At 66.6% G+C, this 26962-nt stretch carries 28 protein-coding genes; 14 read left to right on the forward strand and 14 right to left on the reverse strand.

Annotated elements, in window-relative coordinates; translation table 11 throughout:
* Positions 1 to 93 precede the first annotated feature (93 nt).
* Positions 94 to 504 carry a MerR family transcriptional regulator gene (locus tag D0C15_RS00580; RefSeq protein WP_116040423.1) on the forward strand — a complete coding sequence of 137 codons (411 nt, stop codon included), beginning with the start codon at positions 94 to 96 and terminating at the stop codon, positions 502 to 504.
* A 152-nt stretch (positions 505 to 656) separates the two neighbouring features.
* Complete coding sequence (locus D0C15_RS00585) at positions 657 to 962, forward strand: GNAT family N-acetyltransferase (RefSeq protein WP_116040424.1); 306 nt, start codon at positions 657 to 659, stop codon at positions 960 to 962.
* 17 nt (positions 963 to 979) lie between these two features.
* Here D0C15_RS00585 and D0C15_RS00590 read toward each other — a convergent pair whose 3' ends face one another.
* Positions 980 to 2719, reverse strand: a complete 1740-nt coding sequence (locus tag D0C15_RS00590) for a pyruvate dehydrogenase (protein WP_116040425.1) — start codon at positions 2717 to 2719, stop codon at positions 980 to 982.
* Positions 2720 to 2864: 145 nt separating this feature from the next.
* Between D0C15_RS00590 and D0C15_RS00595 the strand changes: the two genes are divergently transcribed.
* Complete coding sequence (locus tag D0C15_RS00595; protein WP_116040426.1) at positions 2865 to 3272, forward strand: YciI family protein; 408 nt, start codon at positions 2865 to 2867, stop codon at positions 3270 to 3272.
* 6 nt (positions 3273 to 3278) lie between these two features.
* A complete protein-coding gene (locus tag D0C15_RS00600; protein WP_116040427.1) occupies positions 3279 to 4454 on the forward strand; it encodes an RNA polymerase sigma factor in 1176 nt (391 codons plus the stop codon).
* Positions 4455 to 4460: 6 nt separating this feature from the next.
* Here D0C15_RS00600 and D0C15_RS00605 read toward each other — a convergent pair whose 3' ends face one another.
* Entirely contained in the window at positions 4461 to 5438 is a 978-nt protein-coding gene (locus D0C15_RS00605) for a pirin family protein (RefSeq protein ID WP_211323038.1), read from the reverse strand.
* A gap of 162 nt (positions 5439 to 5600) precedes the next feature.
* Between D0C15_RS00605 and D0C15_RS00610 the strand changes: the two genes are divergently transcribed.
* Positions 5601 to 6041 carry a carboxymuconolactone decarboxylase family protein gene (locus D0C15_RS00610; RefSeq protein WP_211323039.1) on the forward strand — a complete coding sequence of 147 codons (441 nt, stop codon included), beginning with the start codon at positions 5601 to 5603 and terminating at the stop codon, positions 6039 to 6041.
* An 18-nt stretch (positions 6042 to 6059) separates the two neighbouring features.
* On the opposite strand, the gene D0C15_RS00615 is transcribed toward D0C15_RS00610, so the two are convergent.
* From D0C15_RS00615 to D0C15_RS00640, 6 genes are all read right to left on the reverse strand, one after another.
* Complete coding sequence (locus tag D0C15_RS00615) at positions 6060 to 8060, reverse strand: cation:proton antiporter domain-containing protein (RefSeq protein WP_116040429.1); 2001 nt, start codon at positions 8058 to 8060, stop codon at positions 6060 to 6062.
* Positions 8061 to 8183: 123 nt separating this feature from the next.
* On the reverse strand, positions 8184 to 8711 hold the full coding sequence (locus D0C15_RS00620) for a MarR family winged helix-turn-helix transcriptional regulator (protein WP_245975495.1): 528 nt from the start codon (positions 8709 to 8711) through the stop codon (positions 8184 to 8186).
* A 109-nt stretch (positions 8712 to 8820) separates the two neighbouring features.
* Positions 8821 to 9258, reverse strand: coding sequence for a nuclear transport factor 2 family protein (locus D0C15_RS00625; protein WP_116040430.1), 438 nt, complete (start codon positions 9256 to 9258; stop codon positions 8821 to 8823).
* A 43-nt stretch (positions 9259 to 9301) separates the two neighbouring features.
* Positions 9302 to 11047 (reverse strand): FAD-dependent monooxygenase, encoded by a 1746-nt coding sequence (locus tag D0C15_RS00630; RefSeq protein ID WP_116040431.1) that lies wholly within the window; start codon positions 11045 to 11047, stop codon positions 9302 to 9304.
* A 97-nt stretch (positions 11048 to 11144) separates the two neighbouring features.
* A complete protein-coding gene (locus D0C15_RS00635; RefSeq protein WP_116040432.1) occupies positions 11145 to 12065 on the reverse strand; it encodes a VOC family protein in 921 nt (306 codons plus the stop codon).
* Between the two features lie 34 nt (positions 12066 to 12099).
* Complete coding sequence (locus tag D0C15_RS00640; protein WP_116040433.1) at positions 12100 to 12957, reverse strand: fumarylacetoacetate hydrolase family protein; 858 nt, start codon at positions 12955 to 12957, stop codon at positions 12100 to 12102.
* Between the two features lie 136 nt (positions 12958 to 13093).
* On the opposite strand from D0C15_RS00640, the gene D0C15_RS00645 reads away from it, so the two are divergent.
* Genes D0C15_RS00645 through D0C15_RS00655 form a run of 3 tightly spaced genes read left to right on the forward strand, consistent with a single transcriptional unit; the run spans position 13094 to position 15189 of the window.
* On the forward strand, positions 13094 to 13804 hold the full coding sequence (locus D0C15_RS00645) for a GntR family transcriptional regulator (protein WP_116040434.1): 711 nt from the start codon (positions 13094 to 13096) through the stop codon (positions 13802 to 13804).
* A 3-nt stretch (positions 13805 to 13807) separates the two neighbouring features.
* Positions 13808 to 14563, forward strand: coding sequence for a CoA transferase subunit A (locus tag D0C15_RS00650; protein ID WP_116040435.1), 756 nt, complete (start codon positions 13808 to 13810; stop codon positions 14561 to 14563).
* Positions 14560 to 15189 (forward strand): CoA transferase subunit B, encoded by a 630-nt coding sequence (locus D0C15_RS00655; protein WP_116040436.1) that lies wholly within the window; start codon positions 14560 to 14562, stop codon positions 15187 to 15189. The genes D0C15_RS00650 and D0C15_RS00655 overlap by 4 nt, the downstream gene beginning before the upstream one ends.
* Here the strand turns inward: D0C15_RS00655 and D0C15_RS00660 are convergent.
* From D0C15_RS00660 to D0C15_RS00670, 3 genes are read right to left on the reverse strand one after another with little or no spacing between them, the layout of a single operon-like run.
* A complete protein-coding gene (locus tag D0C15_RS00660) occupies positions 15182 to 15661 on the reverse strand; it encodes an SgcJ/EcaC family oxidoreductase (RefSeq protein ID WP_211323040.1) in 480 nt (159 codons plus the stop codon). The genes D0C15_RS00655 and D0C15_RS00660 overlap by 8 nt on opposite strands.
* 5 nt (positions 15662 to 15666) lie before the next feature.
* Positions 15667 to 16302, reverse strand: a complete 636-nt coding sequence (locus tag D0C15_RS00665) for an FMN reductase (protein WP_116040438.1) — start codon at positions 16300 to 16302, stop codon at positions 15667 to 15669.
* Positions 16299 to 17402, reverse strand: a complete 1104-nt coding sequence (locus tag D0C15_RS00670) for an LLM class flavin-dependent oxidoreductase (RefSeq protein ID WP_116040439.1) — start codon at positions 17400 to 17402, stop codon at positions 16299 to 16301. The genes D0C15_RS00665 and D0C15_RS00670 overlap by 4 nt, the downstream gene beginning before the upstream one ends.
* Positions 17403 to 17597: 195 nt before the next feature.
* On the opposite strand from D0C15_RS00670, the gene D0C15_RS00675 reads away from it, so the two are divergent.
* The 6 genes from D0C15_RS00675 (at position 17598) to D0C15_RS00700 (ending at position 22901) form a co-directional block, all read left to right on the forward strand.
* Entirely contained in the window at positions 17598 to 18575 is a 978-nt protein-coding gene (locus D0C15_RS00675; RefSeq protein ID WP_116040440.1) for a pirin family protein, read from the forward strand.
* Between the two features lie 27 nt (positions 18576 to 18602).
* Positions 18603 to 19187, forward strand: coding sequence for an NADPH-dependent FMN reductase (locus D0C15_RS00680; RefSeq protein WP_116040441.1), 585 nt, complete (start codon positions 18603 to 18605; stop codon positions 19185 to 19187).
* Positions 19188 to 19290: 103 nt separating this feature from the next.
* On the forward strand, positions 19291 to 20223 hold the full coding sequence (locus D0C15_RS00685) for a quinone oxidoreductase family protein (RefSeq protein ID WP_116040442.1): 933 nt from the start codon (positions 19291 to 19293) through the stop codon (positions 20221 to 20223).
* A 72-nt stretch (positions 20224 to 20295) separates the two neighbouring features.
* The gene (locus D0C15_RS00690) at positions 20296 to 21195 is read left to right on the forward strand and encodes an MBL fold metallo-hydrolase (protein WP_116040443.1); all 900 of its coding nucleotides are present in this window, start codon (positions 20296 to 20298) and stop codon (positions 21193 to 21195) included.
* Positions 21196 to 21218: 23 nt separating this feature from the next.
* Positions 21219 to 21986, forward strand: coding sequence for an SDR family NAD(P)-dependent oxidoreductase (locus D0C15_RS00695; RefSeq protein ID WP_116040444.1), 768 nt, complete (start codon positions 21219 to 21221; stop codon positions 21984 to 21986).
* A gap of 228 nt (positions 21987 to 22214) precedes the next feature.
* Positions 22215 to 22901: a hydrolase gene (locus D0C15_RS00700; protein WP_116040445.1), complete on the forward strand. Its 687-nt coding sequence runs from the start codon at positions 22215 to 22217 to the stop codon at positions 22899 to 22901.
* 111 nt (positions 22902 to 23012) lie between these two features.
* On the opposite strand, the gene D0C15_RS00705 is transcribed toward D0C15_RS00700, so the two are convergent.
* From D0C15_RS00705 to D0C15_RS00715, 3 genes are all read right to left on the reverse strand, one after another.
* On the reverse strand, positions 23013 to 24467 hold the full coding sequence (locus tag D0C15_RS00705; RefSeq protein WP_116040446.1) for an alanine/glycine:cation symporter family protein: 1455 nt from the start codon (positions 24465 to 24467) through the stop codon (positions 23013 to 23015).
* 138 nt (positions 24468 to 24605) lie between these two features.
* Complete coding sequence (locus D0C15_RS00710; protein WP_116040447.1) at positions 24606 to 26114, reverse strand: MDR family MFS transporter; 1509 nt, start codon at positions 26112 to 26114, stop codon at positions 24606 to 24608.
* Positions 26115 to 26397: 283 nt separating this feature from the next.
* Complete coding sequence (locus D0C15_RS00715; protein ID WP_342768541.1) at positions 26398 to 26934, reverse strand: bifunctional nuclease family protein; 537 nt, start codon at positions 26932 to 26934, stop codon at positions 26398 to 26400.
* Between the last annotated feature and the right edge of the window lie 28 nt (positions 26935 to 26962).

The raw sequence follows: 26962 nt of genomic DNA on the forward strand, positions 1-26962 counted from the left end.
CTCTGAACTGCTCTTTCTCTCGCTGACCTCACGCTAGAACCTTGACCGAGGGGTAAGGTCAAGCCGGGAGTACCCGGGAAGGGAGACCGCGTGATGGAGATGACCGTCGGCACCGCCGCGGAGACGGCCGGGGTCAGTGCGAAGGCGGTGCGGTTGTGGGAGTCAAAGGGCCTGCTGCCGCCCGCCCGGCGCACCGAAGCCGGATATCGCACGTTCACCGACGACGATGTGGACGTACTGCGGTTCATCCGCCAGGCCAAAGCACTGGATCTCACCCTGAACGAGATCAAGGACATCCTGGATCTGCAGCGCTGCGGCGCCACCCCCTGTGGGCGCGTCACCGACCTGCTCGACGCCCACATCGGCGAGATCGACCGCAAACTCTCCGACCTGCGCGCGATGCGCCGCACCCTGACCGCCGCCCGGCGCGCCGCCCGCGACAGCCAACGCCGCGGCGAGGACGCCGTCGTCTGCCGCATCATCGAAACCGCGGACACCGCCTGATCCCAGCGGTAACCAGGATGCCGGAACATTGACGGTCCACAATGCACGGCAGAAGACCGTGGCACCGGGGTCGTCACAGCCCCGGTTCCTCACGAAAGTACCGTTAGACTGCCGGATGCCGTCACACGTTCGCCGCCCACGAAGGAGCACCGATGGATCCCAAGGTCGTCGAGGACCCCGCCGCCCGGCGGTTCCAGATCTATGCCGACGACGAGCTGGCCGGATTCGTCGAGTACCACCTGTACGCCGACGAGATCGCCTTCCTGCACACCGAGATCGACTCCCGGTTCGAAGGTCGCGGCCTGGGCGGCAAGCTCGCCCGCCACGCGCTCGACGACGCACGGGCAAAAGGTCGCTCGGTACTCCCCTACTGCCCGTTCATCCGTGGCTGGATCAGCAAGCATCCCGACTACATCGACCTGGTACCCGCGGACAAGCGAGACCGCTTCGACCTGTAGGCGCGACCATGCGCGCGTCAGGGGCGGGGGATGTTGCGCAGGTTCGCTCGGGCCAGATCGACCATTCTGCCCACTCCCCCGGTGAGCACGACCTTGCTGGCGGCCAGCGCGAAGCCGCGAACCTGGGCGGCACTGATGTGCGGCGGGACCGACAGCGCGTTGGGATCGGTCACCACGTCGACCAACGCCGGACCATCGTGGTCGAGCGCCTCCTCGAGTGTGTCGCGCAGCCGCTTCGGATCTGTCACGCGCGCGCTGTGGATGCCGGCTCCCTTCGCGATGGTGGCGAAGTCGACCGAACGGTGATCCGTCTGATAGTCGGGCAGCCCGTCGACGAGCATCTCCAGCTTCACCATGCCCAGTGACGAGTTGTTGAACGTGATGATCTTGACCGGCAGATCGTGCAACGCGACCGTGAGCAGCTCACCCATCAGCATGCCGAGTCCGCCGTCTCCGGACATCGAGACGACCTGCCTGCCTGGGTAGGCGAACTGTGCGCCGATCGCATGTGGCAGCGCGTTCGCCATGCTGCCGTGCAGAAATGATCCGATCACTCGCCGACGGCCGTTGGGGGTGAGATACCTGGCCGCCCAGACATTGCACATCCCGGTGTCCACGGTGAAGATCGCGTCGTCGGCGGCGAGTTCGTCCAGGACGTCGGCGGCGAACTCGGGGTGGATGGGCACATGCTTGTCCACGTCGCGGGTGTAGGCCTCGACAACCTGCTCCAGCGACTTGCAGTGTTCACGCAGCATCCGGCCCAGGAAGATACGGTCCGGCTTGGCCCGCACCAACGGCAGAACCGCACGCAGCGTCTCGCGCACATCGCCGTGCACGGCCAGCTCGAGCGGGGTGCGCCTGCCGAGGTGGGTCGCGTCGTGGTCAACCTGAACCGTGCGGGTCTGCGGCAGGAACGAATCGTAGGGAAAGTCGGTACCGAGCAGTACCAGCAGATCCGCTTCTTGCATCGCCCGGTAGCACGCGCCGTATCCCAGTAGGCCGCTCATCCCGACGTCGTACGGGTTGTCGAACTGGATCCACTCCTTGCCACGCAAACTGTGCCCGACCGGCGCGGCCACCTTGCCGGCGAGTTCCATCACCTCGGCATGCGCGTCGCGAACCCCGGCGCCACAGAACAACGTCACCGTGCTGGCCTGGTTGATCGCTTCAGCCAGGCCGGCGACCTGGGAGCCGGGCGGCACGGTGGTCGCGCGCTCGGTCATCGGGCCACCGTCTCCGGTCGCAGCGGAGGCCTCGAGATGGGCGACGTCACCCGGCAGTACCAGCACCGAAACCTCGTCGCGGGCCAGCGAATGCTGGATGGCGGTGCGCAGCACGCGTGGCATCTGCGCCGGTTGACTGATCATCTCGCAGTACCCGCTGCAGTCGACGAACAGCCGTTCGGGATGAGTCTCCTGGAAGAACCCGGTGCCGATCTGACTGGACGGAATGTGTGATGCGAGCGCCAGCACCGGCGCACCGGTTCGATGGGCGTCGTACAACCCTTGGACCAGATGCGTGTTGCCCGGTCCGCAGCTACCCGCACAGACGGCGAGTCGCCCGGTCAGTTGCGCCTCGGCAGCGGCGGCGAACGCCCCCGCCTCCTCGTTGTGCACATGGATCCACTCGATCCCCGGTGTTCGGCGAATCGCGTCCACGATCGGGTTCAGGCTGTCCCCCACGACACCGTAGATGCGCTGCACCCCGGCCTGAACCAGGACCTGCACGAACTGGTCGGCAACGTTGAGCCTGGCCATGTCGACACCCTCGATTCACTCGCGCCGCGCCCTCGCCATCGAAGTCCGGGAAAAAATTCTCGGCCAAGATGTCGAAATCCCGGATACGGCTCCGTCCTCGGACTGAACACGGCCACAATGGGCCGTACTCACCTAGGAGAACATGATGGCCAAATACCTGCTGCTCAAGCACTACCGTGGCGCGCCGGCCCCGGTGAACAACGTGGCGATGGACCAGTGGACGCCGGAAGAGGTTTCGGCCCACATGCGGTACATGCAGGACTTCGCCACCCGACTCGAGGGCACCGGCGAGTTCGTCGACGGTCAGGCGCTGTCCCCTGAGGGCACCTTCGTCCGCTACGACGGCGAGGGACGACCGCCGATCACCGACGGCCCGTTCGCGGAGACCAAGGACCTGATCGCCGGCTGGATGGTCATCGACGTCGAGACCTACGAGCGCGCGCTCGAGCTGGCAGGCGAGCTGTCCGCGGCTCCGGGTGCCGGCGGCAAGCCGATCCACGAGTGGCTCGAGGTGCGCCCGTTCCTGACCGCGCCCCCGACCATCACGGAGTGACGCAAGGTGGACGAGGCGCTGCTGCGGACCCTCACCCCCACCGTGATCGGCGTCCTCGTCCGCCGCGGAGCTGACTTCGCGGCGGCCGAGGACGCCGTCCAGGACGCACTGGTCGAGGCGGTGCGCAAGTGGCAGGCCAACCCGTCGGCGAGCTCTTCGAGCGGGGAACGTCCCATGCGGGACCCCAAGGGCTGGCTGATCACCGTGGCCTGGCACAAGTTCCTCGACGCCGCCCGCGCCGACAACTCACGGCAGCAGCGCGAGATACGCCTCGAGTGCGAGCCCATTCCCGGACAGGCGGCAGCGCAGGACGACACGCTCCAGCTGTACTTCCTGTGCGCGCACCCGTCCCTCACACCGTCCTCGGCCGTCGCGCTCACATTGCGCGCGGTCGGGGGCCTGACTACCCGGCAGATCGCGCAGGCCTACCTCGTACCTGAGGCGACCATGGCCCAGCGCATCAGCAGGGCCAAACGAACCGTCACGGGTGTCCGGTTCAGCCGGCACGGTGACGTCGCCACCGTGCTGCGCGTGCTCTACCTGGTCTTCAACGAGGGGTACTCCGGCGATGTCGACCTCGCTGCCGAGGCGATTCGGCTCACCCGCCAGCTCGCGGCCCTGACCACTCATGAGGAGGTCGCGGGCCTGCTCTCGCTCATGCTGCTCCACCACGCCCGGCGACCGGCGCGGACCCGTCCGGACGGCAGGCTCGTGCCTCTTGCCGAGCAGGACCGCGGCCGATGGGACACCGAGCTGATCGCCGAGGGCATCGGCGTGCTTCAGGCGGCCCTCGCCCGTGACCGCCTCGGCGAGTTCCAGGCACAGGCAGCCATCGCCGCGCTGCACGCCGACGCCAGGACGACCGCGGAGACCGACTGGGTGCAGATCGTCGAGTGGTACGACGAACTGGTGCGCCTCACCGACAGCCCGGTGGTCCGCCTGAACCGGGCCGTCGCGGTCGGCGAGGCCGACGGTCCGCTGGCGGGCCTGGCCGCTCTGGCGGAGCTCGACCCCACTCTTCCTCGCCACACCGCCGCGGCCGCGTACCTGCACGAGCGGGCCGGTGAACCCGTCACCGCGGCACAGCTCTACGCGGAATCGGCCCGATCCGCACCCAACCTCGCCGAACGCGATCACCTCACGCGACAGGCCGCCCGGATCAATTCGCGGCTGCGTCGATGAGCGGCGTCAGCGCGCCGGGTTCCGGCGTGGTTTGATCACGGCGTTCGGCAGCTCGGGTGCGGGCAATCGATGCGGCTCGCCCGTGTAGCCCGCTACTCGCCCGAACTGCCCGGACTCGCTGTTCCACGCATCACGGAAGCGGACGATCTCGTCGTGGCCGCGGCCGACGAAGTTCCACCACATGACGATCTCCTCGTCGAACGGCACACCGCCGAGCAGTACCAGACGGGCAGGCAGCGAGGACCGGTTTGTCAGCCTCAGCGTCGCCGCACCTGGACCGACGTATGCCAGTTCGGCCGGGGCGACATCGGTGCCATGCACGGCCACCGTCCCGTCGTCGACGAGGACGCCGTGCTCGAACCCCGGGTCAACGGGTAGCTCCACCGTCGCGTCCGGCCGCAGGGAGATCTCCGCTCCGAGTAACGGTGAGAACGTCGACACCGGAGAAGCCGCCCCGGCTAGCTCGCCCAGGAACACCTTCATCGACGCACCAGGCACCTCGACCTGGTCGGGAACATGGTGCTGGAAGTCGCGCGGAGCGTCCCGGTGGCCATCCGGCAGCGCCACCCAGAGTTGCACGCCGTGCAGCATGCGCGTGCGTTCCGTGGACACCTCGGAGTGGCAGATTCCATGACCACCCGTCATCAGGTTCAGCTCCCCCGGCCGCACCATGGCGTGCACCCCTGAGCTGTCCCGGTGCTCGATCTCGCCGGAGAAGAGCCAGCTGACGGTCTGCAGCCCGGTGTGCGGGTGGGGCGCGACATCCATTCCCCCGGCGATCGCGACGTCGTCCGGACCGTAGTGATCCGCGAAGCACCACGCACCGATCAGCGAGCGAGCCTTTTGCGGCAGGGTGCGCCGCACGGTCATCGCCCGCGGGCCGCCCAACGGAACCGCGCGGGGCGTCAGCACCTCCACCGCCGGACCCGCCGTTGTCTTCGCGGCGCAGTGGAACTCGGCCGGATTCGCCTCGACGTTACTCACGATTGACTTCCCTTCCCGGCCATCGGTCACACCCAACCATGGGAGCCATGGGGTTCGTTGCCGGCTCAACTAGCATCGGCCCGAGTCTTCGCTGAACCCGCCACCACTCGCATCCCCGGAAGGCCCCGATCAACCGTGTCATCAACTTCCGAACCTCGGCCTGTGCTCATCGACAAGCAGACCCCCGAGGTGTTCCGCTCCTACCTCGACACGGTCAAGGCGGTCGGGAAGGCGGCCGCCGACGCGGGGGTCGACCGGCGCACGATCGAACTGGTCAACCTGCGGGTATCGCAGATCAACGGCTGCGCCTACTGCCTCGATGTGCATCTGGCCGCCGCGTTGAAGCACGGGGAGGTACAACGCCGGCTGGCCGTCCTCCCGGCCTGGCGCGACACCGATCTGTTCGAGTCCCACGAACGCGCCGCCCTCTCCCTCGCCGAGATCGTCACGACCCTACCGTCCGCGGATCGCCTCGAACAGGAATACCGGCTCGCCCGCGATCACCTCAGTGACGCGGCGCTCTCGGCGCTGACGTGGGTGGCGATCACGATCAACGCGTTCAACCGCGTCTCCATTCTCAGCGGGCATCGCGTGCATCCGTGATTTCGCTCGCCGCGGCCCTCAGGAAGGCCGAGGGCTCTGGCGCTGGAGTTCTGTGCGGTCGAGGAAACACCAGGCCCAGGTCTGCCCGGGTTCGGCCGAAGCGGCGATCGGGTGCGCGGCGGAGTCGGCGTGGGCGGATGCGTGCCTTCCCGGTGAGGAGTCACAGCAACCGACGTGTCCGCAACGCAGGCAGATGCGCAGATGGACCCAGTCGTGCCGGCCCGCGCGAAGGCAGTCGGTGCAACCGGCGGTCTTGGGCAGTACGGCCTGGACCTCGGATACGTGCGGGCATTCCGGAGCAGGCTGGGCAACGAAGTCGACTATCACACTTGGGTCGGGGTAGGCGCTGTCCGGATCGACGAGCCCCAGGCGCCGGAGAACGGTCGTGGCCAGTGTGGCCACGACGGCCCCGGGGGTGTCGACGATGTGGTCGGCTCCGCTGGGCGCGAAGGCGAGTGCATCGGCGGAGTCACGTGGACGGACCACGATCGGCACGCCGGGCGCGAGCTGACGGATCACCGTGGCGATATGTGTGGCCTCGTCGTTGTCGTTCTCGCAGATCACAACGAGCCGGCTCGTGCGCAGCCCCGCCTCGGTCAGCACGTTCTCCTTGATCGGGTCGCCACGGACCACTTCGTGGCCACCGGCCTCGGCTGCCGCGGCGAGGTCCGGGTTCAGTGTGGTCACGGTGACCGGCACCCCACGGCTGAGCAGTGTGCTGGCCAACCGTTCGGCGACCGGGCCCCAGCCGGAGATCAGCACCCCACCTTCCCGATCGTCTTCCGCGCCGGCCCGTTGCGTACCCGCTGCCGTACCCCCGGGACGGCGGGCCAGCAGCCACCTGCCTGCCAGGTCTCCGGCCGCCGCGAGTGCCGGGGTGGCGACCATCAACGCGACGGTCACCGCGATGAGCACCTGCTCGCCGTCGGCTCCCAAACCCGCCGGGCTGAGCCCGGCCTCGCTGCCGGTGCGCTGCAGCACGAAGGAGAACTCCCCCACCTGGGCCAGCAGCAAAGATCCGGCCACGGCGGCGGGCGCGCCCACCCGGACAGCGGCCATCGCGACGGCCGACCCGAGCATCTTGATCACGACGACGGCCAGGGCCAGCAACAGCACGAGCCACCACAACCGCAGCAGCACCTCGAGATCCAGCAGCATGCCGATGGAGACGAAGAAGACCGCACTGAAGATGATCTGCAGCGGCAGCACCTCGCCCAGGGCGTGAGCACTGTGCCTGGACTCGCTGACCACCAGGCCCGCGAGGAAGGCCCCCAGGGCGACGCTGACACCCGCCAGGGAGGTCAGGTACGCGGTGCCGAGCCCGATGGCTACCACGGTCAGCAGGAACACTTCCGGCGAGCAGGTGCGAGCGACCCTTTCCAGCAGCGGGGGCATGACCTTACGGGCGATCAGCAGCACAGCGGTCAACACCACGGCCGCCGTTCCCAGCGCGCGCAGCAGATCCCACAGCCCACCCCCCGCCGGACCCGCGCCGAGCAAGGGAACGATCAGCACCATCAGCACGACGGCGAGATCCTGGAAGATCAAGGTGCCGATCGAGGCTCGTCCCACCGTGTGTGTCGTCCGCCCGGAGGCCGAGAGCACCTTCAACACGATGGCGGTGGACGACAACGCGACCAGGAACCCGGTGAACACGGCGGTGCGCCAGCCACCCCCGAAGGCCATCACCAGGGCACCGGTGATCGCGGTGGTGACCAGCACCTGCAGGCCGCCGCCGAGCAGGACCATCCGCTTGATCGACGCCAGCCGGGACAGCGAGAACTCCACGCCGATGGTGAACAGCAGCAGCATGACGCCGATGTCGGCGGCGGCCGTGACCGTGCCGGTGTCGTCGATCAGGCCGAGCTGGTGCGGACCGATCAGGACACCCGCCAGCAGGAAGCCGACGATCGGCACGATCCGCAGTCGGATACTCAGGTAGCCGATCACCCCGGCGGCAACCAGCAGAGCCACCACCGGACCGAGATAGGTGGGACTCTCACCCGCGGCCAGCAGCATCGACGTCGCCCTCCTCGGTTCGAGATGCCCACCCGAGCACAGTCAGCACCGGTCCATCACCCCGCCGTGGCGGAGCACACTCGAACCCGACACCGTCCGGTCCGTCGTACAACACGGATCGGCCTACCGCGACCATCGCTGATCATCGCCCTGCTCGACGCGGAGTTCCTGCCGCAGCCGGGCGAACACCGAGTGCAGGACTTCAAGCTCGCTCGAGGACAACCGATCGGCGAACATCCGCTCGACAACGGCCGCGTTGGTTCGCGCGGCCGCCTTGGTCACCTTGCGGCCCTCGTCGGTGAGCCGGAGCTGCACCGCCCGCGAGTCACCGAGCACCATGTCGCGCTCCACCAGGCCGCGCCGCGCCAGTCGGTCGACCAGCCTGCTCAACGCGCTCTGGCTCAGCACTATCAGATCCGTGAGCTCACGGAGCCGCACGCCCACGCGAGGAATGTTGACCAGCGTGTCGAACTCGCTGACGGACATGTCGTGCCGATCCGCCAGCTCACGCTCGATCCCCCGGAGAACCGCCTCGTGCACTTCCATCAGCGAACGCCACGTGTCGACCTTGAACCGGCGGCTCGACTGCGGTGCGTGACTGTCCATGACCGGCGAGCTTAGCGGAATGTAGTCGTCGAGTGCTGCTGGCATGAATGGGCCAGTACCGCGCCGATCCAGTCCGAGGCCGGCTCACCTGCGAGGCCCGTACTGGATCGGCGCGCATACATCTGTTCTCAACGACGCACCAGGCGATTGCCCGCTACGGCTGTTCACCCAGCCACGGATAGCGAGCCACATCGGCATCGCCGTAGTCCGGGTCCAGGTAGATGTGCAGGCGCTGAATCTTGCCGTCCCGGATCTCGAAGACATTGCAGAACCGGCCGCCCAGGTCCTCGGTGGCCCGCCAGGTGGTGCCGTCGGCGAGTACTCCGTGTGTCGTACCTTCCACGACCAGACGATCGCCCTGCGTGATGTAGTTGAAGTAGGCCACCTCGTGCACCACTGACTTGAACAGCACGAAGATGTCGGCGAACAACTGCCTGACCTCGTCGATCCCCCTGGCGGGAGTGTGCTTCGGAAAGTAGACGTAAGCGTCTTCCGCGAACAGATCCAGGAAGTCCTGTCCCGCGTCCATCCGCTTGAAATACGCATCGGCGACGGCCCTGTCCGCCCCGCTCTGAATTTCGGTGGTGGTCATCGAATCTCCTTGTCGATCATTTACCGGGAATGGGCTTGCGCTCCTACTTGGACAGTGCGAGGGTCCGCGTCAGGGCCTGCCGGAGTGCGCTGACCGGGTCCGTGACGGAGCCGGCGCTGCGCCAGGCGACGTGCCGGTCGGGGCGGACGAGAAGGCAGCCGGCGTCGTCGATCTCCCGAAGCCGAGTCCACTCGCCCAGAACGTCGTCGTATTCGCAACGCAGGCCGACCTGCCTGGCGGAAACCTCGATGCCCAACTCGGCCGCGATCTTCTCCGCGGCGTCCATCCAGGGTCGTCCGCCGATTCCGGTGAGCAGGGTGAACCTTCCGCGACCAACGATGTCCAGGGTAGACAGACGCTCATCACCGTGCTGAAGCCACACATGCGGAAGGTGCGCACCTGGAACCGTGGTCGGCTGATAGTGGAGCTCGGCATCCCGCTCGCGATCGGGAGCCCGCGACTCGGTGATGACCGCCGAGGAGGAGTAGCGCTGCCCGAGTTCGACACCGTGCGCGTTGAACTGGTAGTTCTGCAGCTCGACGGCGGACCGCAGTTCGTCACGACGAGTGCGGCCGGTCCGGGTGTCGGAGAACAGCTCGTCCAGTGATCGCCACCCGTCCGCCGAACTCTGCCCGGCGCTGAATCCGAGGGCCTCGGAAATGGGACGCATGTCGTGCACGCTCTTCATCGCCCGGTCCACGACCTGCTTGCCCACCGGCTGTCGTTCCTCGTGGTAGGTGTCCAGCAACCCCTCACCTGCCCCACCCCGCAGCACCAGCGCGAGTTTCCAGGCCAGGTTGTACGAATCCTGGATCGAGGTGTTGGTGCCCAATCCGTTGGCCGGTGGGTGCCGGTGCGCCGCGTCTCCGGCGAGAAACACCCTTCCGTCGCGATACCGGCGGGACACCAGATGGTTGATCTGCCACTCGCTGACGGCCTTGATCCGAATGTCGACGCTGGGATCGCCGATCAGCTTTCTCGCTCTGTCGCGGACCGCTTCCTCGGAAAGGTCCGGCTCGCCCTCGCTCGGGTCGTACATGAAAAGCATGACCCACTCGGTCCACGGCCGTACACAGATGAACGTGCCTGAACCGACCCAGTAGTCCGTGCCGGGCTGGCACATCCAGTACAACGTTCCCGGCCGGTGTTCGGTGTAACGGGTGAGGTCGGCCTCCAGCCACACGTTGGCCGCGCAGCCAAGCGCGGACTCACCGTCGAACTCGAACCCGAGCTGTTCGGCCACGGTGCTGCGCCCACCGTCGGCACCGATCGCATATCGAGCACGGATCTCGTGCTCGGTTCCGGTGTCTCGCTCACGGACGAGCGCATGGACCGAGTCGGCATCCTGCCTGATACCGATCAGTTCAGTGGAGAATCGGATGTCAGCACCGCGCTTCTCCGCCGCCTCGAGGATGACCGGCTCGAGGATGTGCTGCGGGATGTTGCACATCGCACTCGGGCTCGCGGCCTCGTACTCCGCCTTCCGGCCGACTCCACTCCCCCACGTCATCAGCCTGGCAAGTTCCCTGCCCGCGAAACTGGTCGCCCAAACATTGTTTCCCATCAGTTCGTTCGGAACCGCGACCTCACGAACGCGGTCCTCGAAACCGAGATCGCGGAAGACCTCCATCGTGCGCTGGTTCGTGATGTGCGCACGAGGGCTGTTGGCGGTACTCGCGTATTTCGTGATGGTGACGGCGTCGATGCCGTAGTCGGCCAGCAATGCTGTAGCGGTCAGTCCCGCGGGCCCGGCCCCGACGACGAGTACGTCGGTATCAAAGACAGACATGAGATGACCCTCCGTTGGGATCGATCATTCGTTGGGGAGTGAGGAGCGAAGTCGGTGCGGATGTTCTCCCGAGGGCGATGCCCGCCAGGCATCGCAATCAGCCGGCCTGGTGCGCACCCGTCATCAACGCGCCGAGGTCTTCGGGTTTCAGGAAGGAGGGAGGCGGGGGCGGACCCCAGTTGAACAGGCCTTTGGCGCCCTCGAGAACCTCGGGAGTCCACAGCTGGTCGTCGATGATGGAGTCCATATCGGAGTAGTACTCGGAGAAGTTGCCCGCGGGGTCCTTCAGGTACCAGAAGAAGTTCGAGCCGGCATGGTGCCTGCCAAGGCCCCAGACATGTCGCTCAGGATGCTCATCCAGCATCGAAGCCGCACCGCGGCCGACCTCGTCGACATCTTCGACCTGCCATGAGGTGTGGTGCAGGAAGTTCACCGGGGCGCCGAGCACCAGCACGTTGTGGTGATCTGTCGAGCAACGCATGAACGCGCCATGGTCCTTGATGTAGTCACTGGTCTTGAATCCGAGACCTTCGGTGAAGAACCTGCGGGTGGTTTCATGGTCGGTCGAACCGATCACGACATGTCCGAGTTTGCGGGGCCGGACCGCTGAATCCCGCAGTACGCCTGGGGCGCGGCAGCCGGCACGTTCCGTGCGGCCGGGACCGTTGTAGCGCGTGGCCGGTTCCTCGGCCTGTACAAGACGGTCGGCGATCCGCACAACGGCACGGAACCCCGCGATCGGCTCCTCGGTCACCAGCGCGCCGTCCTCACGCTTGACCGCGAGGTCCAGCGTGGACAGTTGCCGGTGGATACGGTCGAGGTCGTCGGAATCGTCGACCCCGACGTTCAACTCGACCAGCCGGCGGGTCGGGGCCGCCTGGATCCTCAGCTGGCGGCCGCCGTCCCTGGTGGTCAGCCATCCCTGGTCGTTACCGAGGCCGAAGTCGGTGTAGTACGACGTGGTTTCCTCGACGTTCGGGACCCCGATCACGAGGGAGTTGAGGCGATGCAGTGGCATGGGTGCCACCTCCTTCGGGTGATTGCCGAGTGGCCTATTCGACAGAGGGAGCAGCCATGACGTGGCGCATCTCCCCGATACCTTGGATGTAGGAGACGAGCTCGTCGCCGGGCTTCAGGAAACGCGGCGGTTTCCGGCCGAGGCCCACTCCGGCAGGCGTACCGGTGAAGATCACATCCCCCGGCAGCAGCGGTGTCACCGCGGACAACTGGGCGACCAGCGCCGCAACCGAGAACACCAGGTCCGAGGTGCGTCCCTTCTGGATCTGCTCGCCGTTGAGCAACGCGCCGATCTCCAGGTCCTCGCGATCGGCCACCTCGTCCGGTGTCACCAGAACCGGACCGATCGGCCCGAATCCCGGGTAGGACTTGCCGAGACTGAACTGGGGGACCGGCCCGGCGAGCTGCAGACGGCGCTCCGAGATGTCCTGCCCCACGCTCAAGCCTGCGACGTACTCCCACGCGTGTTCCTCCTGGACCGCCTCGGCGCGACGACCGATCACCGCGACCAGTTCGACCTCCCAGTCCACATCACCGTCGGGCAGAGTCACCTGCCCGAACGGCCCGGTCAGACAGGACGGGAACTTGGTGAACACGGTCGGCGTTTCCGGTACCGCGAACTTCGCTTCGGCCGCGTGGTCGGCGTAGTTCAGGCCGATGGCGAACACCTGCTGGGGGCGCGGGGCCGGATTACCCAGCTGTTGCTCGGTGACCGGAACGGTCTCGGCGGTCGCGAGATCGAGCTCGCGCACCCAGTCCAGCAGTCCGGCCCACTGCTCGTAGACCCCGGCCGGGTCGGCCGGAAACCGGCCGCCACTCGCGGAGTGGATATCGACACCCGTGGTCGGGCCGGTCAACAGGGTCAGCCGTCCAGCGACGTTGGCGAAACGCACGATCTTGTCTCCTTGCTTGCCACTTCCGGGTCGCCTCTCGAACGAGCCGGTACCCGACTGTGTACGCCATCACATTCGACTCGTCAAGACACTTTCGAAAGTTGGCCCCGTCTTCGCATGTTGCTAGAGTGTCGCCATGGCACGGACCGACGGCGGGGGAACCCGCGCAGAACGCGCGCACCAACAGTTGCGCGAGGACATCCTCGGCGGGCAACTGACTCCGGGACAGCGCTTGAAGTTTCCCGAGCTGAGTCAGCGATGCGAGGCCAGCGTGGGCGTGATCCGGGAGGCGCTGGCGCGGCTGGCGGCGGAAGGACTGGTCCGCGCGCAGCCGCACCTGGGCTATGTCGTCACCCCGCTGTCCCATGAGGACCTCGCTGAGCTCACCACCGCGCGGGTCGCGCTGGAGTCCCTTGTGCTGCAGCACTCGGTGCAACAGGGCGATATGGCATGGGAGGCCTCCGCGGTGGCGGCACATCACATGCTGGAGCGCACCCCGATGACCGAGCGGCACGACCCGCGACGCATCACCGAGGCCTGGTCGCAGGCACACGAGAAATTCCACATCGCCCTGTTGGCGGGTTGCCCCAACCGCAGACTGGTCACCGTCGCGTGTTCCCTGCGGCAGGAAGCGGAGTTGTACCGCCGCTGGTCGGTGTCGCTCGGCCATGAGCCCGACCGCGACATCGCGGGCGAGCATCGCGCGATCCTGCACGCCGCACTCGAACGAGACCCGGAACTCGCCGCTGAACGGCTCCGCGACCACATCGCACACACCGCGCAACTACTGATCAGTTGCGCGGAGGACGAACCTTTGGCGCGCACCCCGAACCACGGCGGCAGGTGAGGCATGGACAAGGTCATCGAAAGCGCCGGCGAGGCAGTGGCGGACGTGCCCAGCGGCGCGACGATCGCGGTTGGCGGGTTCGGGCTGTCCGGTATTCCCGACGCCCTGATCGACGCATTGCTCGACAGCGGTGTATCCGACCTCCGGGTGGTGTCCAACAACTGCGGTGTGGACGACTGGGGCCTGGGCAAACTACTCGGCGCCCGCAGGCTCTCCCGCATCACCAGTTCCTACGTCGGCGAGAACAAGGAGTTCGCTCGTCAGTACCTCGCCGGTGAGCTGGAGGTCGAGCTCATCCCGCAGGGCACCCTGGCCGAACGGCTCCGGGCAGGTGGGTACGGTATCCCCGCCTTCTACACCCCAGCGGGAGTCGGCACCCAGATCGCGGACGGCGGCCTGCCCTGGCGCTACGGACAGGACGGTGGCGTCGCGCTGGCATCGCCTGCGAAGGAGGTGCGCGAGTTCCGGGGGAACAGCTACGTGCTCGAGGAGTCCATCACCACGGACTTCGCGCTGATCCACGCGGCTGCCGCCGATCGGCACGGAAACCTGATGTTCCACGCCGCAGCGCGCAACTTCAACCCGCAGTGCGCCATGGCAGGGGCGGTCACCGTCGCGCAGGTCGAACGGCTGGTCGAACCCGGCGAGCTCCGGCCGGATGAAATCCATCTACCCGGCATCTTCGTGCACCGGGTGGTTCCCTTGACCGAAGTGATCAAACGCGTGGAGAAGCGCACCGTCAGGGAGCGAGACCGATGACCCTGTCCCGCGAAGCGATGGCATCCCGGGCGGCGCAGGAATTGCGCGACGGCCAGTACGTCAACCTCGGGATCGGCATCCCCACGCTGGTGCCGAACCATGTACCCGAGGACATCACTGTCGTACTGCACAGCGAGAACGGCATCCTCGGCGTCGGGGGCTACCCCCTCGCCGGCGCGGAGGACCCGGATCTCATCAACGCCGGCAAGGAAACCGTCACGGTCAGGCCGGGCGCGACGTTCTTCGACTCGGCGGACAGCTTCGGCATGATCCGCGGCGGCCACATCGACGTGGCGATCCTGGGCGCCATGCAGGTTTCCGCTACCGGAGACATCGCGAACTGGTCCATTCCGGGAAAAATGATCAAAGGGATGGGCGGCGCGATGGATCTGGTCCACGGGGCGCGCAGGGTGATCGTGCTGATGGAGCACACCGCGAAGGACGGTACCCCCAAAATCGTCGACCGTTGCGGACTCCCGCTCACGGGTCGAGCCGTGGTGGATCGCATCATCACCGACCTGGCCGTCCTCGATGTGACCGCCGACGGTCTCCTGCTGCGCGAGCTGTCACCGGGTGTGAACGAGGCAGAGGTACGTGCCCGGACCGCGGCCGCGATACTCAGTTAGCCGCATCAGTGGCCACCCCCTCGAACCGGCCATCGCGGTAGTTCACAGCTGCCCGGCGCCCGTCCTGTGCGGCCAGGCTTTCGGCGCCGGGCACCACGTCTGTGTTGTGTGCGGAGACAACCAGCCACCCCGTATCCAGTCGTCGCGTGACGAAGGAGAACACGCCGCGACGAACGTCCCCGTCGCTACCGCTGGGCAGGCGCTGCCCACGCAGCGTCCACCGGCAGTGCACGACGGCGGCATCGGGGCCGATCTGTCGTACCGCTGTCCCCGACACGCGCAGCACCGACCCGGGAAAGATCGTCCGCAGCCCGTACGCGTGTGCGTCACGAATGCTTTCCCTGTCGTGCCACCACAAACCGACAACGTTGACGAAGTCCGCGTCGGCAGCGAACAAACCGGCGATGCCGTCCGGATCACCTCGGTTCCACGCTTCGGCGAACCGGCTCGGCACGTCCCGGGGAAACGGCACCGGCATCAGGCGACCCCGGCCAGCGGGCCACCGGCGAGCAGCTGATCGAACGGCGTGGGATTCTCGTACGGATCTGTCGCCGTCACGGGAGTCGCGCGCACCAGCAGATCGGCCAGCTCGCCCGCCGCGCGGTCAGCCCGATCCGACAGCGAACCACCCGGGGCCCTGCCTGTCCCCCAGTCCTCGGAGGCCGCGTAGACGGCGGTGGGCACGACCACTGAGCGAAGATAGGCGAACAGGGGACGAACCGCGTGCTCGAGAACCAGCGAGTGCCGAGCCGTGCCGCCCGTGGCCCCGATCAGCACCGGCTTACCAGCCAGCGAATCGGGTTCGAGAACGTCGAAGAACGACTTGAACAACCCGCTGTAGGAGGCGGTGAAGATCGGGGTGACCACGATCAGCCCGTCAGCGCCGGTCGCGGTGTCGATCGCCTTCCGGAGTTCCGCGGACGGGAACCCGGTGAGCAGATGGTCGGCCAGATCATGGGCGTGGTCACGCACCTCGATCACCTCGATCTCCGGTACCAGGTCGTGGTCTCGCAGGTGAGCCGATGCCGCCTCACTGAGCCGATCGGCCAGCATCCGGGTGGATGACGGCCTGCTCAGCCCTGCGGTCACGACGGTCAGCTTGCGTGTTGTCATCGCAGCACCTTTGCTTCCTCGGCCTGCTCACGCCCGGTGGCGAGCAGGCTCGTGTGGGTCGGGGCTTCCGGGACATGTGCCGGTCGTAACGCGTCGAACTCCTTACGCAGCACGGGGATGACCTCCTCACCAAGGATGTCCAGCTGCTCGAGCGCCGATTTCAGGGGCAGCCCCGCATGGTCGACCAGGAACAGCTGGCGCTGGTAGTCCCCGAAGTGCTCGCGGAAGGTGAGCGTCTTGTCGATGGCCTGCTGCGGCGAACCCACGGTCAGGGGCGTGGCCTCAGCGAAATCCTCGAGCGACGGCCCGCCGCCGTACACTGGAGCGTGGTCGAAGTAGGGCCGGAACTCCCGGATCGCGTCCTGCGAGTTGCGGCGCAGGAACAACTGCCCGCCAAGACCGACGATCGCCTGGTCCGCACGTCCGTGCCCGTAGTGCTCGTAGCGCTGCCGGTACAGGCCGACCAGCCGGGTGAAGTGGTCCTTGGGCCAGAAGATGTGATTGGCGAAGAACCCATCCCCGTAGTAGGCGGCCTGCTCGGCGATCTCCGGACTGCGGATCGAACCGTGCCACACGAACGGCGGGACACCATCCAAGGGCCGCGGCGTCGAGGTGAACCCCTGCAACGGTGTGCGGAACTTGCCTTCCCAGTCCACCACGTCCTCGCGCCACAACCTGCGCAACAGGTGGTAGTTCTCGATGGCCAGCGGAATGCCCTGCCGGATGTCCTTGCCGAACCAGGGATAGACCGGGCCGGTGTTGCCGCGCCCCATCATCAGATCCACCCGGCCGTCAGCCAGATGCTGCAACATCGCGTAGTCCTCGGCGATCTTGACCGGGTCGTTCGTCGTGATCAGCGTCGTCGAGGTGGACAGGATGATTCGCTCCGTCCGAGCCGCGATGTAGCCGAGCATCGTCGTCGGTGACGACGGCACGAACGGCGGGTTGTGGTGCTCGCCCATGGCGAAGACGTCAAGACCGACCTCCTCGGCCTTCAGCGCGAGGGCCACCATCGCCTTGATCCGCTCGGCCTCACTCGGCGTCGTCCCGCTCGTGGGGTCGGGGGTCACGTCACCGACGGTGAATATCCCGAACTGCATGATCCGCTCCTTACCGATACTGGTATGTATATGCACCTGCATACAACAAGGCGGATGCGGTCGGCATTCCGGCAGAGGAGCCCTGAACTCGGCGGATTTCGGTGACGCGGGCCACCGCGACGCATCGGGAATAGCCGCCCTGGATCGCTTGTTCTGATGCATGCGAGAGCATAGATCTGGACCGAAGGGAACGTTATGCCTGCCGTAACCGTCGACAACCCGCTGGTGCTGCCGCGGATCAACCGCCCTGGCCCCGCCTCACGGGACCGGGCGCCGCGCCAGGTGGTCACCGCCCACAAGCAGATGGAAGGAGCAGGATTCGAGGTGCGCCGTCCGTTTCCGAGCCTCGACCTGCGCGGAGCGGATCCGCTCATCCTCCTCGACCACCTCGGTGAGGTCGCCTACGAACCGCACGAGGCCAAAGGCGCGCCCTGGCATCCACATCGCGGCTTCGAGACCGTCACGTACCTCCTCGACGGCATGTTCGTACACCACGACTCACATGGCGGCGGTGGCACGATCGCCGAGGGCGACACCCAGTGGATGACCGCGGGCTCCGGCGTGCTGCACGACGAGCTGCCGTCGGAGGAACTGGTGATCAAGGGTGGCTGGTTCCACGGCGTGCAACTGTGGGTGAACCTGCCGAAGAAGCAGAAGTGGGTCGCGCCTCGCTACCAGGACCTGCGCGGCGGTGACCTCACTCTGCTGACCTCCGAAGACGGCGGCGCACTCGTCCGGCTGATCGCCGGTGAAGTGGACGGTCACCAGGGCCCCGGATCGACCTACACGCCGATCGCCTACGCCCATGCCAGCCTCTCCCCCGGCGCACAGCTGTCCACTCCATGGCCCGCCGACTACACCGCAATGGTCTACGTGCTCTCCGGCGACGGCACTGTCGGCGCCGAAGCCCGCCCGGTGACCGAAGGTCAACTCGCGGTCCTCGGGGCGGGAGAGTCGATCACGGTCGCCGCGGCCGGGGCTCAGCACAACCGAACCGGCGCACTGGAGGTCCTGCTGCTCGGCGGCAAACCGATCAACGAGCCAGTCATCCAGTACGGACCCTTCGTCATGAACGACGAATCCGAGATCGTCCAGGCCATGCGCGACTACGAAGCCGGGCGAATGGGCTCCATCCCCGCCGAACACGTCGGGGCCACCCGGCCCGGCAGCTGAAACCAACGCACAGTCAGGAGAACAGTCATGGCCAACCCCTTACTCCAGATCGTCATCACCAGCACCCGGCCGGGCCGGGTCGGCGTACCCGTCGCACAGTGGTTCACCGAGATCGCGAAGGAACACGACGGATTCGACCTCGAGATCGTCGACCTCGCCGAGATCGACCTGCCGATGACCGACGAACCGCACCATCCCCGCCTCCGGCAGTACGTGCACCAGCACACAAAGGACTGGAGCGCCACTGTGGACCGCGCCGACGCGTTCGTCTTCGTCATGCCCGAATACAACTTCGGCTTCAACGCCGCGCTGAAGAACGCGCTGGACCACCTGAGCGCCGAATGGCAGCACAAAGCGGTCGGATTCGTCAGCTACGGCGGTGTCTCCGCGGGCACCAGGGCTGTCCAGATGATCAAACAGGTGGTCACCACGCTCAAGATGGTGCCCATCCCCGAAGCCGTATCCATCCCGTTCGTCCAGAACTTTTTGGACAAAGACGGGAAGATCTTGCCCAACGAGGTGATGCAGTCCTCGGCAAAGGCAATGCTCGACGAGTTGCACCGCTTCGCCGAGGCGCTGCGTCCGCTGCGCGACAACAACACCGACGACTGACAGACAGCCGCCGTCCCTCGGTTGCAGCACAGAGTTCCGCGGCGATCGCGGTCGCGGACAGCGAACCCCCATCGAAAGGCCGCTCCCACAGAAGGGACACACCATGCGTGCCGCAGTCGTCAGTTCCACCGATCGCCCACCTGAGGTAGGCGAGTTTCCGGAGCCGCCGGAGACCGGCGATGTCGGCCGGGTACTGGCCGCAGGGCTCAACCCCGTGGACCGCGCGATCGCGGCCGGTTCGATGCCGTTGCACGTGCTGCGCCCGCCCGCCGTGGCAGGGTTCGAAGGGATCGCCGAACGCGCTGACGGATCGCGGGTCTACTTCTCGGCTCCACGAGCCCCATACGGTTCGTTCGCCGAGCGCGTCCCACTCGCGGGCGCGGAGACAGCACCCGTGCCCGCGGGACTGGACCCCGTCGCCGCCGCGGCCATCGGTGTGCCGGGGATCGCGGCCTGGCTCGCGCTCACCAAGGCCGGCGCGCTGCAAGCAGGCGAGTCGGTTCTTGTCCTGGGCGCCACCGGTGCCGTTGGCCGGGTTGCCATCCAGGCCGCCCGCGCGCTCGGCGCATCGAGGATCGTCGGGACCGCCCGATCGAGCGCCGGGTTCGACCTCATCGAACGGACGGGCGCGTCCGCGGTCTCCACCGCCGACCCCGATGTCCTCGCGAGCGAACTCACGCGGGTCGCGGCCGGCGGATTCGATGTCGTGGTCGACACCTTGTGGGGCCCGCCCCTTGTCGCTGCCTTGGGCAGCGTTCGCCGAGGTGGCCGTATCGCGCAGGTGGGCAACGCCGCGGGCGTACAAGCCGACGTTGCCGCTCCGGCATTTCGCAATCGGCGCGTGAGCATCGTCGGTCACTCGAATTTCCTTGCCTCAGCCCAGGATCGCGAGGTGGCGTTCGGCAGGGTGGCCGAGCTCGCCGCACAGGGCGCCCTCCGCGTGGACAGCGATGCCGTTCCCCTCGCCGAGTTCGGCGCGGCATGGCAGGGCCTCGCAGACGGCGGGCCCACGGGCAAGGTCGTCATCGTGCCCTGAACAACCAGGGCAGAACCGGGTGTCGCGCGGAAGCACCAACGTGGCACCACCTCAACCGGAAGGCGGATACTCATGTCAGAACCAGCACGTCACTTCGTCCAGGAGGGGTCGACCGACCTGTCCGCCGGCTTTCTCACCCGTGAGCTCAAGCCGGGAGTCTTCCTCGTCTCCAACGGCAACTATCAAACACTGTTCACCACGACCGGTGCCGGCGTCGTTCTGCTCGACGCACCACCTCCGCTGGTGGAGTTCCTCCCGGCGGCGATCGCCGATGTCACCGAGGAAAAACTGCACACCATCGTCTACTCACACGGACACACCGACCACATCGGCGGTGCGCACCTGCTCGCTCGCGACGGGGTGAACATCGTGGCCGAGACGAGCACGGCCCGCTTCCTGGAAGAAAAGAGCGACCCCAGGCGCCCGGCACCCACAACGATCTACGACGAGCGCACCACACTTCAGGTCGGCTCGCGCAGGATCGAACTGTTCCGGGACGGATTCCACTCCGCGGATGGCGACACGGTGATGTATCTACCCGACGATCGAGTGATCGTGGCCATCGACCTGCTCGCTCCGGGATGGGTCCCACTCCTGGACTTCGACATCACCGAGAACATGTTCGCCTACATGCGGGCCTTCGACAAGTTCCTGAGCTACGACTTTGAGTTCTTCCTCTCCGGCCACACAGCGGAAGCGGCGCGACGTGAAGATGTCGAGATCACCCGCGACTACGTGATGGACGTCTACCACACGGTCAAGCGGCTCCACGACGAGATCAATTTCTCCGAACTCCTCGCCGAGCACCGCGAGAGCGAGCAGGAGGGCATCAAACGGATCATCGAGGAAGTAACGCGGCGCGCGACAAAGGAACTGTCCGATCGCTGGCTGGACGGCCCGATGAAGGGCGTGGATCTGTGGACCGAGAGCCACGCCAGGCAGATGGTGCTGTACGTGCGCTGGACAGACTGATCACGGATGGAGAGACGACACTCATGGCGCAAGCGAAATTCGACTTCACGGGCAGGACCGTCCTCATCACCGGCGGGTCGACCGGGATCGGCCGTGCCACGGCGCTCGCGTTCGGCGAGGCCGGTGCCTCGGTCGTGATCGGCAGCCGCGACCGGGACGCAGGCGAACAAGTCGCGCAAGAGATCGAGCGGGCGGGCGGGAAGGCGTCGCACCTGCGGGTCGACGTCTCGAAGGACGACGACGTACGAGGCCTCGTCGAACACGCAGTCGCGACTTTCGGCGGGCTGGACGTGGCTTTCAACAACGCTGGAACCCTCCCACCCACCGGTTCGCTCACCGACCAGACGGTCGAGGACTGGCACCGGACACTGGCGGTGGACCTCACCGGCGTCTTCTACTCCCTGCGACACGAGATCCGGGCCATGCTCGACAACGGAGGCGGCTCAATCATCAACACCGCCTCGGTGGCCGGTCTTATCGCCGACCCCGGCATGTCGCCATACGTGGCGGCAAAACACGGCGTCATCGGTCTCACCAAAGCGGCGGCACTCGACTACGCGACGCAGGGAATCCGGGTCAACGCAATCGCCCCAGGGCTCGTGCGCACGCCAATGATCGACGGGTGGATGAACGATCCCGAAATGCGCGACACGGTTCTGGGGTATTCACCCCAGCAGCGGGTCTCCGAGCCGGAGGAGATTGCCGGCCTGGTGCTGTTTCTCGCCTCGGACCTTTCGCCGTTCGTCAACGGCGCCGTATACCCGATCGACGGTGGGCAGACCGCTCACTGACCCGCTGCCGAATACACCGAAGTAGCCGGAGACCTCGGACGCACCATAACTCCACAATAGACCGACGGACGCGATGCCAAATGGATCGCGTCCGTCACTGTGTTCACCGGAAACGCAGGACCTGGAAGTTCGAAGTCCTCGGCTTCGGTGCGGCGAGGAACGCGGAATACATCGCCCGTTGCCGCTGTTGACATGTATGCGCAAGCATGAACTACCAAGGAGGTTCCAATGACGCACAACGCAACGGAGCTGGCCAAGCCGGCCAGCAGCCTGCTCACTCCGGACAACTCGGCGCTGTTACTGGTCGACCACCAGTCGCAAATGGGCATCGGGGTCCGCAACACCAACCTGGCCGAGGTCATCGACAACACGGCCCAACTGGCCGCCTCGGCCCGATTGTTCGAGGTCCCGACGCTGCTCACCACCGTGGCTGAGACGTTCAGTGGCCCGGTATTCGACAAGGTGGTCAGCGAACTCGACGAGAAGGTGGTGACCGACCGGATCGAGCGGACGACGGTGAATGCCTGGGAAGACGAGCGGGTGGTCGACTGGGTGCTGCAGACCGGTCGTAAGAAGCTGGTGATCGCGGGTCTCTGGACCGAGATTTGCGTAGCATACCCGGCGCTGTCCGCAATCGAAGCCGGATTCGAGGTCTACTTCGTCGAAGACGCCAGCGGCGGCGTTTCCGAGACGGCACACCGTGCGGCGATCAACCGGATGCTCCAGGCCGGTGCCGTGCCGATCACCTCGGCACAGTACCTGTACGAGCTGCACCGCGACTGGGCGAATGCCGACAAGTACAACGACGTGATCGACATCGCGAAGAAGTACCAGGGCGTGTTTGGCATCGGGATCGAGTACTACCAGTTCCAGGCAGCCAAAATCGCGGAGGCCGAAGCCGCGAACAGTCAGTAGTCAGTGAGTTCGAACAGCGGGTGGCGAGGCTGGTGCTCCCAGCCACGCCACCCGCCGCTTTATGCCCTTGCCACCTCGCGGCCCGCGAGTGGAGCCGTTGTCGTGATCGAGTCAGGACACCTCCGAGGTCTCGCGGACCCGGTCACCCTCCCAGCACTGCACGCCCTCGACATCGGGCAGCCGGTCACGCGTGAACACCGGGTCGAGACCCTGCTTGCGCTGCTCCTGGTAGTCCTTCAGCAGGCGTATCGCGAGTGCGCCCAGCGGGGCGATCGCGATCAGGTTGACCATCGCCATCACTCCCATGGTCACGTCGGCCACGCTCCAGACCACGTCGAGCGAAGCCACCGCACCGAGGAACAGCATCCCGATGATCACCAGACGAAGCACCGTGAGCGCTGTCCGGCTCTCGGTCAGGAAAGCCAGGTTCGACTCGCTGTAGTAGAAGTTGCCGAGCACCGAGGTGAACGCCAGCAGAAAGATGATCACCGTGAGCAGGTGCAGCGCCCATGTCCCCAGGTTGGCCTCCAGCGCGTTCTGGGTGAGCTGGGCACCGACCTCCTCGCCGTAGGTCGGGTTGGAGACCAAGATGATGAACGCGGTGATCGAGCAGACGAACAGCGTGTCGAAGTAGATGCCGAAGGTCTGCGCCAGCCCCTGCTTCACCGGATGACTCACGGCCGCGGTCGCACCGGCGTTGGGCGCCGACCCCATCCCGGCCTCGTTGGAGAACAGTCCGCGGCGCACACCCATCATGATCGCGGCGCCGACCCCTGCCGCACCGATCTCCCGGATACCGAACGCCGCGCCGACGATATCGCCGAACACGGTCGGCACCTGCTCGATGTTCAGCACGACGACGACAGTTCCGAGGATCAGGTAGATCAGTGCCATGAACGGGACGGTCATCTGCGCGACGTGCGCGATCCGCCGCACTCCCCCGAAGATCACGACGGCGACCAGCGCGACCAGTGCGCTACCGACAACCGGTGCCAGCCAACCGGCCGCGTCCTGTCCGGTCGCCGTGCTCACCGAGTTCGAGATCGCGGCGACGATGCTGTTGGACTGCACCATGACGAACGCGAAGCCGAAGGTAAAGATGATCACCACCGCGAACACAACGCCCATCCAGCGCGCCCGCAGCCCGTGCTGCATGTAGTAGGCGGGGCCGCCGCGGTAGCCGGTGGAATGCCGGACCTTGAACAGCTGGGCCAGCGTGGACTCCACGAACGCCGCCGAACCCATGATCAGACCCATCAGCCACATCCAGAACACCGCGCCGGGACCGCCGAGGGCGATGGCGATCGCGACGCCCGCGATGTTGCCGGTTCCCACCCTGGCCGCCGCCGAGATCGAGAACGCCTGGAAAGCCGAGATCGCCTTCTTCCCGTCCGGCGCGCGCTCCGGAGCGCTGCGCAGGTCGCGGAGCATATCGGGCAGCAGCCTGAGCTGAACCGCCTTGGAACGCACCGTGAAGTAGATGCCGACCAGCGCGAGTAGCGGGATGACCAGGTAGGTCCAGAAGACGTCGTTAACGGCCCCGATGGCCTCGTTCAGGGCGTCCATGCCTCACTCCTTCGTCGAGTCGGTCTGCCGAACCGGCGGTTATCCTGTCAGGCAGGGTCGAACGAACGAAGGTCAGGGCGGCTACTGCGTGTCACGAGGCCCTGCTGGTGCAGATTGGCGCACCCGCCGATCGGGTGATCAGCGCTCCACGGCGACGGTCTCGCCCTGGCCTCGATCTCCACCGGCCCGCTGGTCCTCGCCGGCGTCCTCGCCAGTCGCGCCGGATCCGCCTTCTCCGCGGACCAGCAGCAGCGCGACCGGCACGATCGCCAGAGAGATCGCCGCCCCGACGACGAACGCCAGGCGCATCCCGCTCAACTGGGCCGGAGCGGCGGCGACGCCGTCGGCGACCAGCTGGCCGGAGCGCGCGGACATCACGGTTACCACCAGCGCCGTACCGAAGGCCGCCGAGAGCTGCTGCAACGTCCCCAGCATCGAGCTTCCGTGCGAGTACAGGTGCTGCGGGAGCGCGCCCATACCCAGCGTGAAGACCGGGGTGAACGTCGCGGCGAGACTCACCATGAGCAGTACATACAGTCCCAGCACCTGCCAGTAGGGCATGATCATCGAGACCTGGGTGAATCCGGCCAGGGCCAGCACCACGCCGATGGAGCCGGGAAGCACCAGCGGCCTGCTGCCGAACCGGTCGAACAACTTCCCGACGGTCGGTCCCAGCAGGCCCATGGCCAAGCCGCCCGGCATGACCAGCAGGCCCGTCTCGAGCGCGCTGAGCCCGCGCAGGTTCTGCAGGTAGAGGGGAAGCAGGATCATCGACCCGAGCATCGCCATGAACGCGATCGCCATGAGAACCAGGGCAAGGGCGTATGTGCGCTGGCTCAGGGTGCGCAGATCCATCAGCGGCACTCCGTCGCGTTGCAGCGAGATCTGGCGAACCGCGAACACGGCGATCGCCGCGAGTCCGGCGACGACGATGGCGATTCCGGCCCCGACGCTGCCGTCGGCCTCGCCGAACCGGCTCAGGCCGAACACCAGGCCGCCGAAGCCGAGCGCGGCCGTGCAGACGCTGATCCAGTCGATGGAACTCACCTGCGGCTCACTGATGTTGTCCAGCTTGCGGAACCCGAACCAGCCCACCACGGCCGCGATCGGCAGGACGACCAGGAACAGCAGACGCCAGGAGCCGAACTGCAGGATCAGTCCGGACACGGTGGGCCCGAGCGCGGGGGCCACGGAGATCGCCAGTGTGACGTTACCCATCACCCTGCCGCGATCGTGCTGGGGCACGACGATCATCAACGTGGTCATCAGCAGCGGCATCATCACGGCCGTGCCCGCGGCCTGCACGATCCGGCCCAGCAGCAACACTTCGAAGAAGGGTGCGACCGCGGACAGCAGAGTGCCTGCGAGGAAGACCCCCATCGCGGTCGCGTAGGCCTGGCGCGTGGTGACCCGCTGCAGGAACCAGCCGGTGATCGGAATGACAGCGGCCATCGTCAGCATGAACGCGGTGGAGACCCACTGCGCCGACTGCTCTGTGACATTCAGGGAGCCCATCAACCGAGGAATCGCGTTGATCATGATGGTCTCGTTGAGGATCACCACGAATGTGGCCAGTACCAGCAGCCGCACCACGACGGGTGTACGGCCCGCCCGCGCGGCCGGTCTTTCCTGGACCACATCTGACATAACAGCACCTCGCTGGGGTTAGTTGGGCACAGCCGCCGCACAGCAAGGCCGCCGGGACTGACCGGTTGTGTCACCGGTACAGACCGGCACGCTTGACAGAACTCATCGGTGGTCCCGAGTGTTCCGCATCATCACCCGGATCTCATCCGAATTTTCGCCAACTCGTGTCTGGCGGGGCAGCGCGGATGCCTGATCGCCGAACTCGGCTCGCCCCACCCATCGCACTTTCCCGGGAAAGTGCGGTTCGGGGGATGGCGCTTTCCCGGGAAAGTGCGGCGGGCGCCTACTCGGGTGGGTTGTCGTCGAAGTCCTCAGGCGTGATGTTCTCGAGCCGCTCACGGAACGTGGCGATCTCCTGGTCCTGAGAAGGTCCCAGTGCTGTCGGCCCCAGGCCGCCTGAATCACTGTCGGCCGCGAAATTGACCTCGACGGACGCCGCGTCGAAGACAGTTTCGTGCACCTCGATCGGCACGCTCGCACGAATTCCGACAGCTACGGCATCACTGGGCCGCGCCGAAACCCGCACGCTCCCGTCGAGGATCAGATCGGCAAGGAACACTCCCTCGTCGAGCGCGATCACCTGCACCCGCTGGACCTGTCGCCCCAACGCTTCGACCACGTGACCAATCAGTTCGATCGAGTCCGGCCGGGCATGTTCGACATGCTCGTGGGCAGCGACCAAGGCGTTCGCCTCCGGTACGCCGATCGAGATCGCCAGCCACCGCTGTTCACCGACGGTCTCCCGGAGCAACAGCACCGGCGCCTCGTCCGCCGGTAGGACAGCAACACCTTCCACCCGCACTGGAATCACACCACTCACCCGCTCTCGTCATCACCCGCTCCCCTGC

This window comes from Amycolatopsis palatopharyngis, assembly GCF_003385185.1.
Lineage (GTDB): Bacteria > Actinomycetota > Actinomycetes > Mycobacteriales > Pseudonocardiaceae > Amycolatopsis > Amycolatopsis palatopharyngis.

What these genes read in the sequence shown, in the direction of transcription:
- D0C15_RS00635 (WP_116040432.1), bottom strand. Translation starts at nt 12,065, where the DNA reads ATGCCACTGCATCGCCTCAACTCCCTCGTGATCGGGGTCCCGAACGTC.
- D0C15_RS00665 (WP_116040438.1), bottom strand. Translation starts at nt 16,302, where the DNA reads ATGACAACACGCAAGCTGACCGTCGTGACCGCAGGGCTGAGCAGGCCG.
- D0C15_RS00685 (WP_116040442.1), top strand. Translation starts at nt 19,291, where the DNA reads ATGCGTGCCGCAGTCGTCAGTTCCACCGATCGCCCACCTGAGGTAGGC.
- D0C15_RS00630 (WP_116040431.1), bottom strand. Translation starts at nt 11,047, where the DNA reads ATGTCTGTCTTTGATACCGACGTACTCGTCGTCGGGGCCGGGCCCGCG.
- D0C15_RS00645 (WP_116040434.1), top strand. Translation starts at nt 13,094, where the DNA reads ATGGCACGGACCGACGGCGGGGGAACCCGCGCAGAACGCGCGCACCAA.
- D0C15_RS00655 (WP_116040436.1), top strand. Translation starts at nt 14,560, where the DNA reads ATGACCCTGTCCCGCGAAGCGATGGCATCCCGGGCGGCGCAGGAATTG.
- D0C15_RS00625 (WP_116040430.1), bottom strand. Translation starts at nt 9,258, where the DNA reads ATGACCACCACCGAAATTCAGAGCGGGGCGGACAGGGCCGTCGCCGAT.
- D0C15_RS00675 (WP_116040440.1), top strand. Translation starts at nt 17,598, where the DNA reads ATGCCTGCCGTAACCGTCGACAACCCGCTGGTGCTGCCGCGGATCAAC.
- D0C15_RS00650 (WP_116040435.1), top strand. Translation starts at nt 13,808, where the DNA reads ATGGACAAGGTCATCGAAAGCGCCGGCGAGGCAGTGGCGGACGTGCCC.
- D0C15_RS00595 (WP_116040426.1), top strand. Translation starts at nt 2,865, where the DNA reads ATGGCCAAATACCTGCTGCTCAAGCACTACCGTGGCGCGCCGGCCCCG.
- D0C15_RS00580 (WP_116040423.1), top strand. Translation starts at nt 94, where the DNA reads ATGGAGATGACCGTCGGCACCGCCGCGGAGACGGCCGGGGTCAGTGCG.
- D0C15_RS00690 (WP_116040443.1), top strand. Translation starts at nt 20,296, where the DNA reads ATGTCAGAACCAGCACGTCACTTCGTCCAGGAGGGGTCGACCGACCTG.
- D0C15_RS00700 (WP_116040445.1), top strand. Translation starts at nt 22,215, where the DNA reads ATGACGCACAACGCAACGGAGCTGGCCAAGCCGGCCAGCAGCCTGCTC.
- D0C15_RS00695 (WP_116040444.1), top strand. Translation starts at nt 21,219, where the DNA reads ATGGCGCAAGCGAAATTCGACTTCACGGGCAGGACCGTCCTCATCACC.
- D0C15_RS00710 (WP_116040447.1), bottom strand. Translation starts at nt 26,114, where the DNA reads ATGTCAGATGTGGTCCAGGAAAGACCGGCCGCGCGGGCGGGCCGTACA.
- D0C15_RS00620 (WP_245975495.1), bottom strand. Translation starts at nt 8,711, where the DNA reads ATGCCAGCAGCACTCGACGACTACATTCCGCTAAGCTCGCCGGTCATG.
- D0C15_RS00585 (WP_116040424.1), top strand. Translation starts at nt 657, where the DNA reads ATGGATCCCAAGGTCGTCGAGGACCCCGCCGCCCGGCGGTTCCAGATC.
- D0C15_RS00705 (WP_116040446.1), bottom strand. Translation starts at nt 24,467, where the DNA reads ATGGACGCCCTGAACGAGGCCATCGGGGCCGTTAACGACGTCTTCTGG.
- D0C15_RS00680 (WP_116040441.1), top strand. Translation starts at nt 18,603, where the DNA reads ATGGCCAACCCCTTACTCCAGATCGTCATCACCAGCACCCGGCCGGGC.
- D0C15_RS00615 (WP_116040429.1), bottom strand. Translation starts at nt 8,060, where the DNA reads ATGCTGCTGGCCGCGGGTGAGAGTCCCACCTATCTCGGTCCGGTGGTG.
- D0C15_RS00590 (WP_116040425.1), bottom strand. Translation starts at nt 2,719, where the DNA reads ATGGCCAGGCTCAACGTTGCCGACCAGTTCGTGCAGGTCCTGGTTCAG.
- D0C15_RS00670 (WP_116040439.1), bottom strand. Translation starts at nt 17,402, where the DNA reads ATGCAGTTCGGGATATTCACCGTCGGTGACGTGACCCCCGACCCCACG.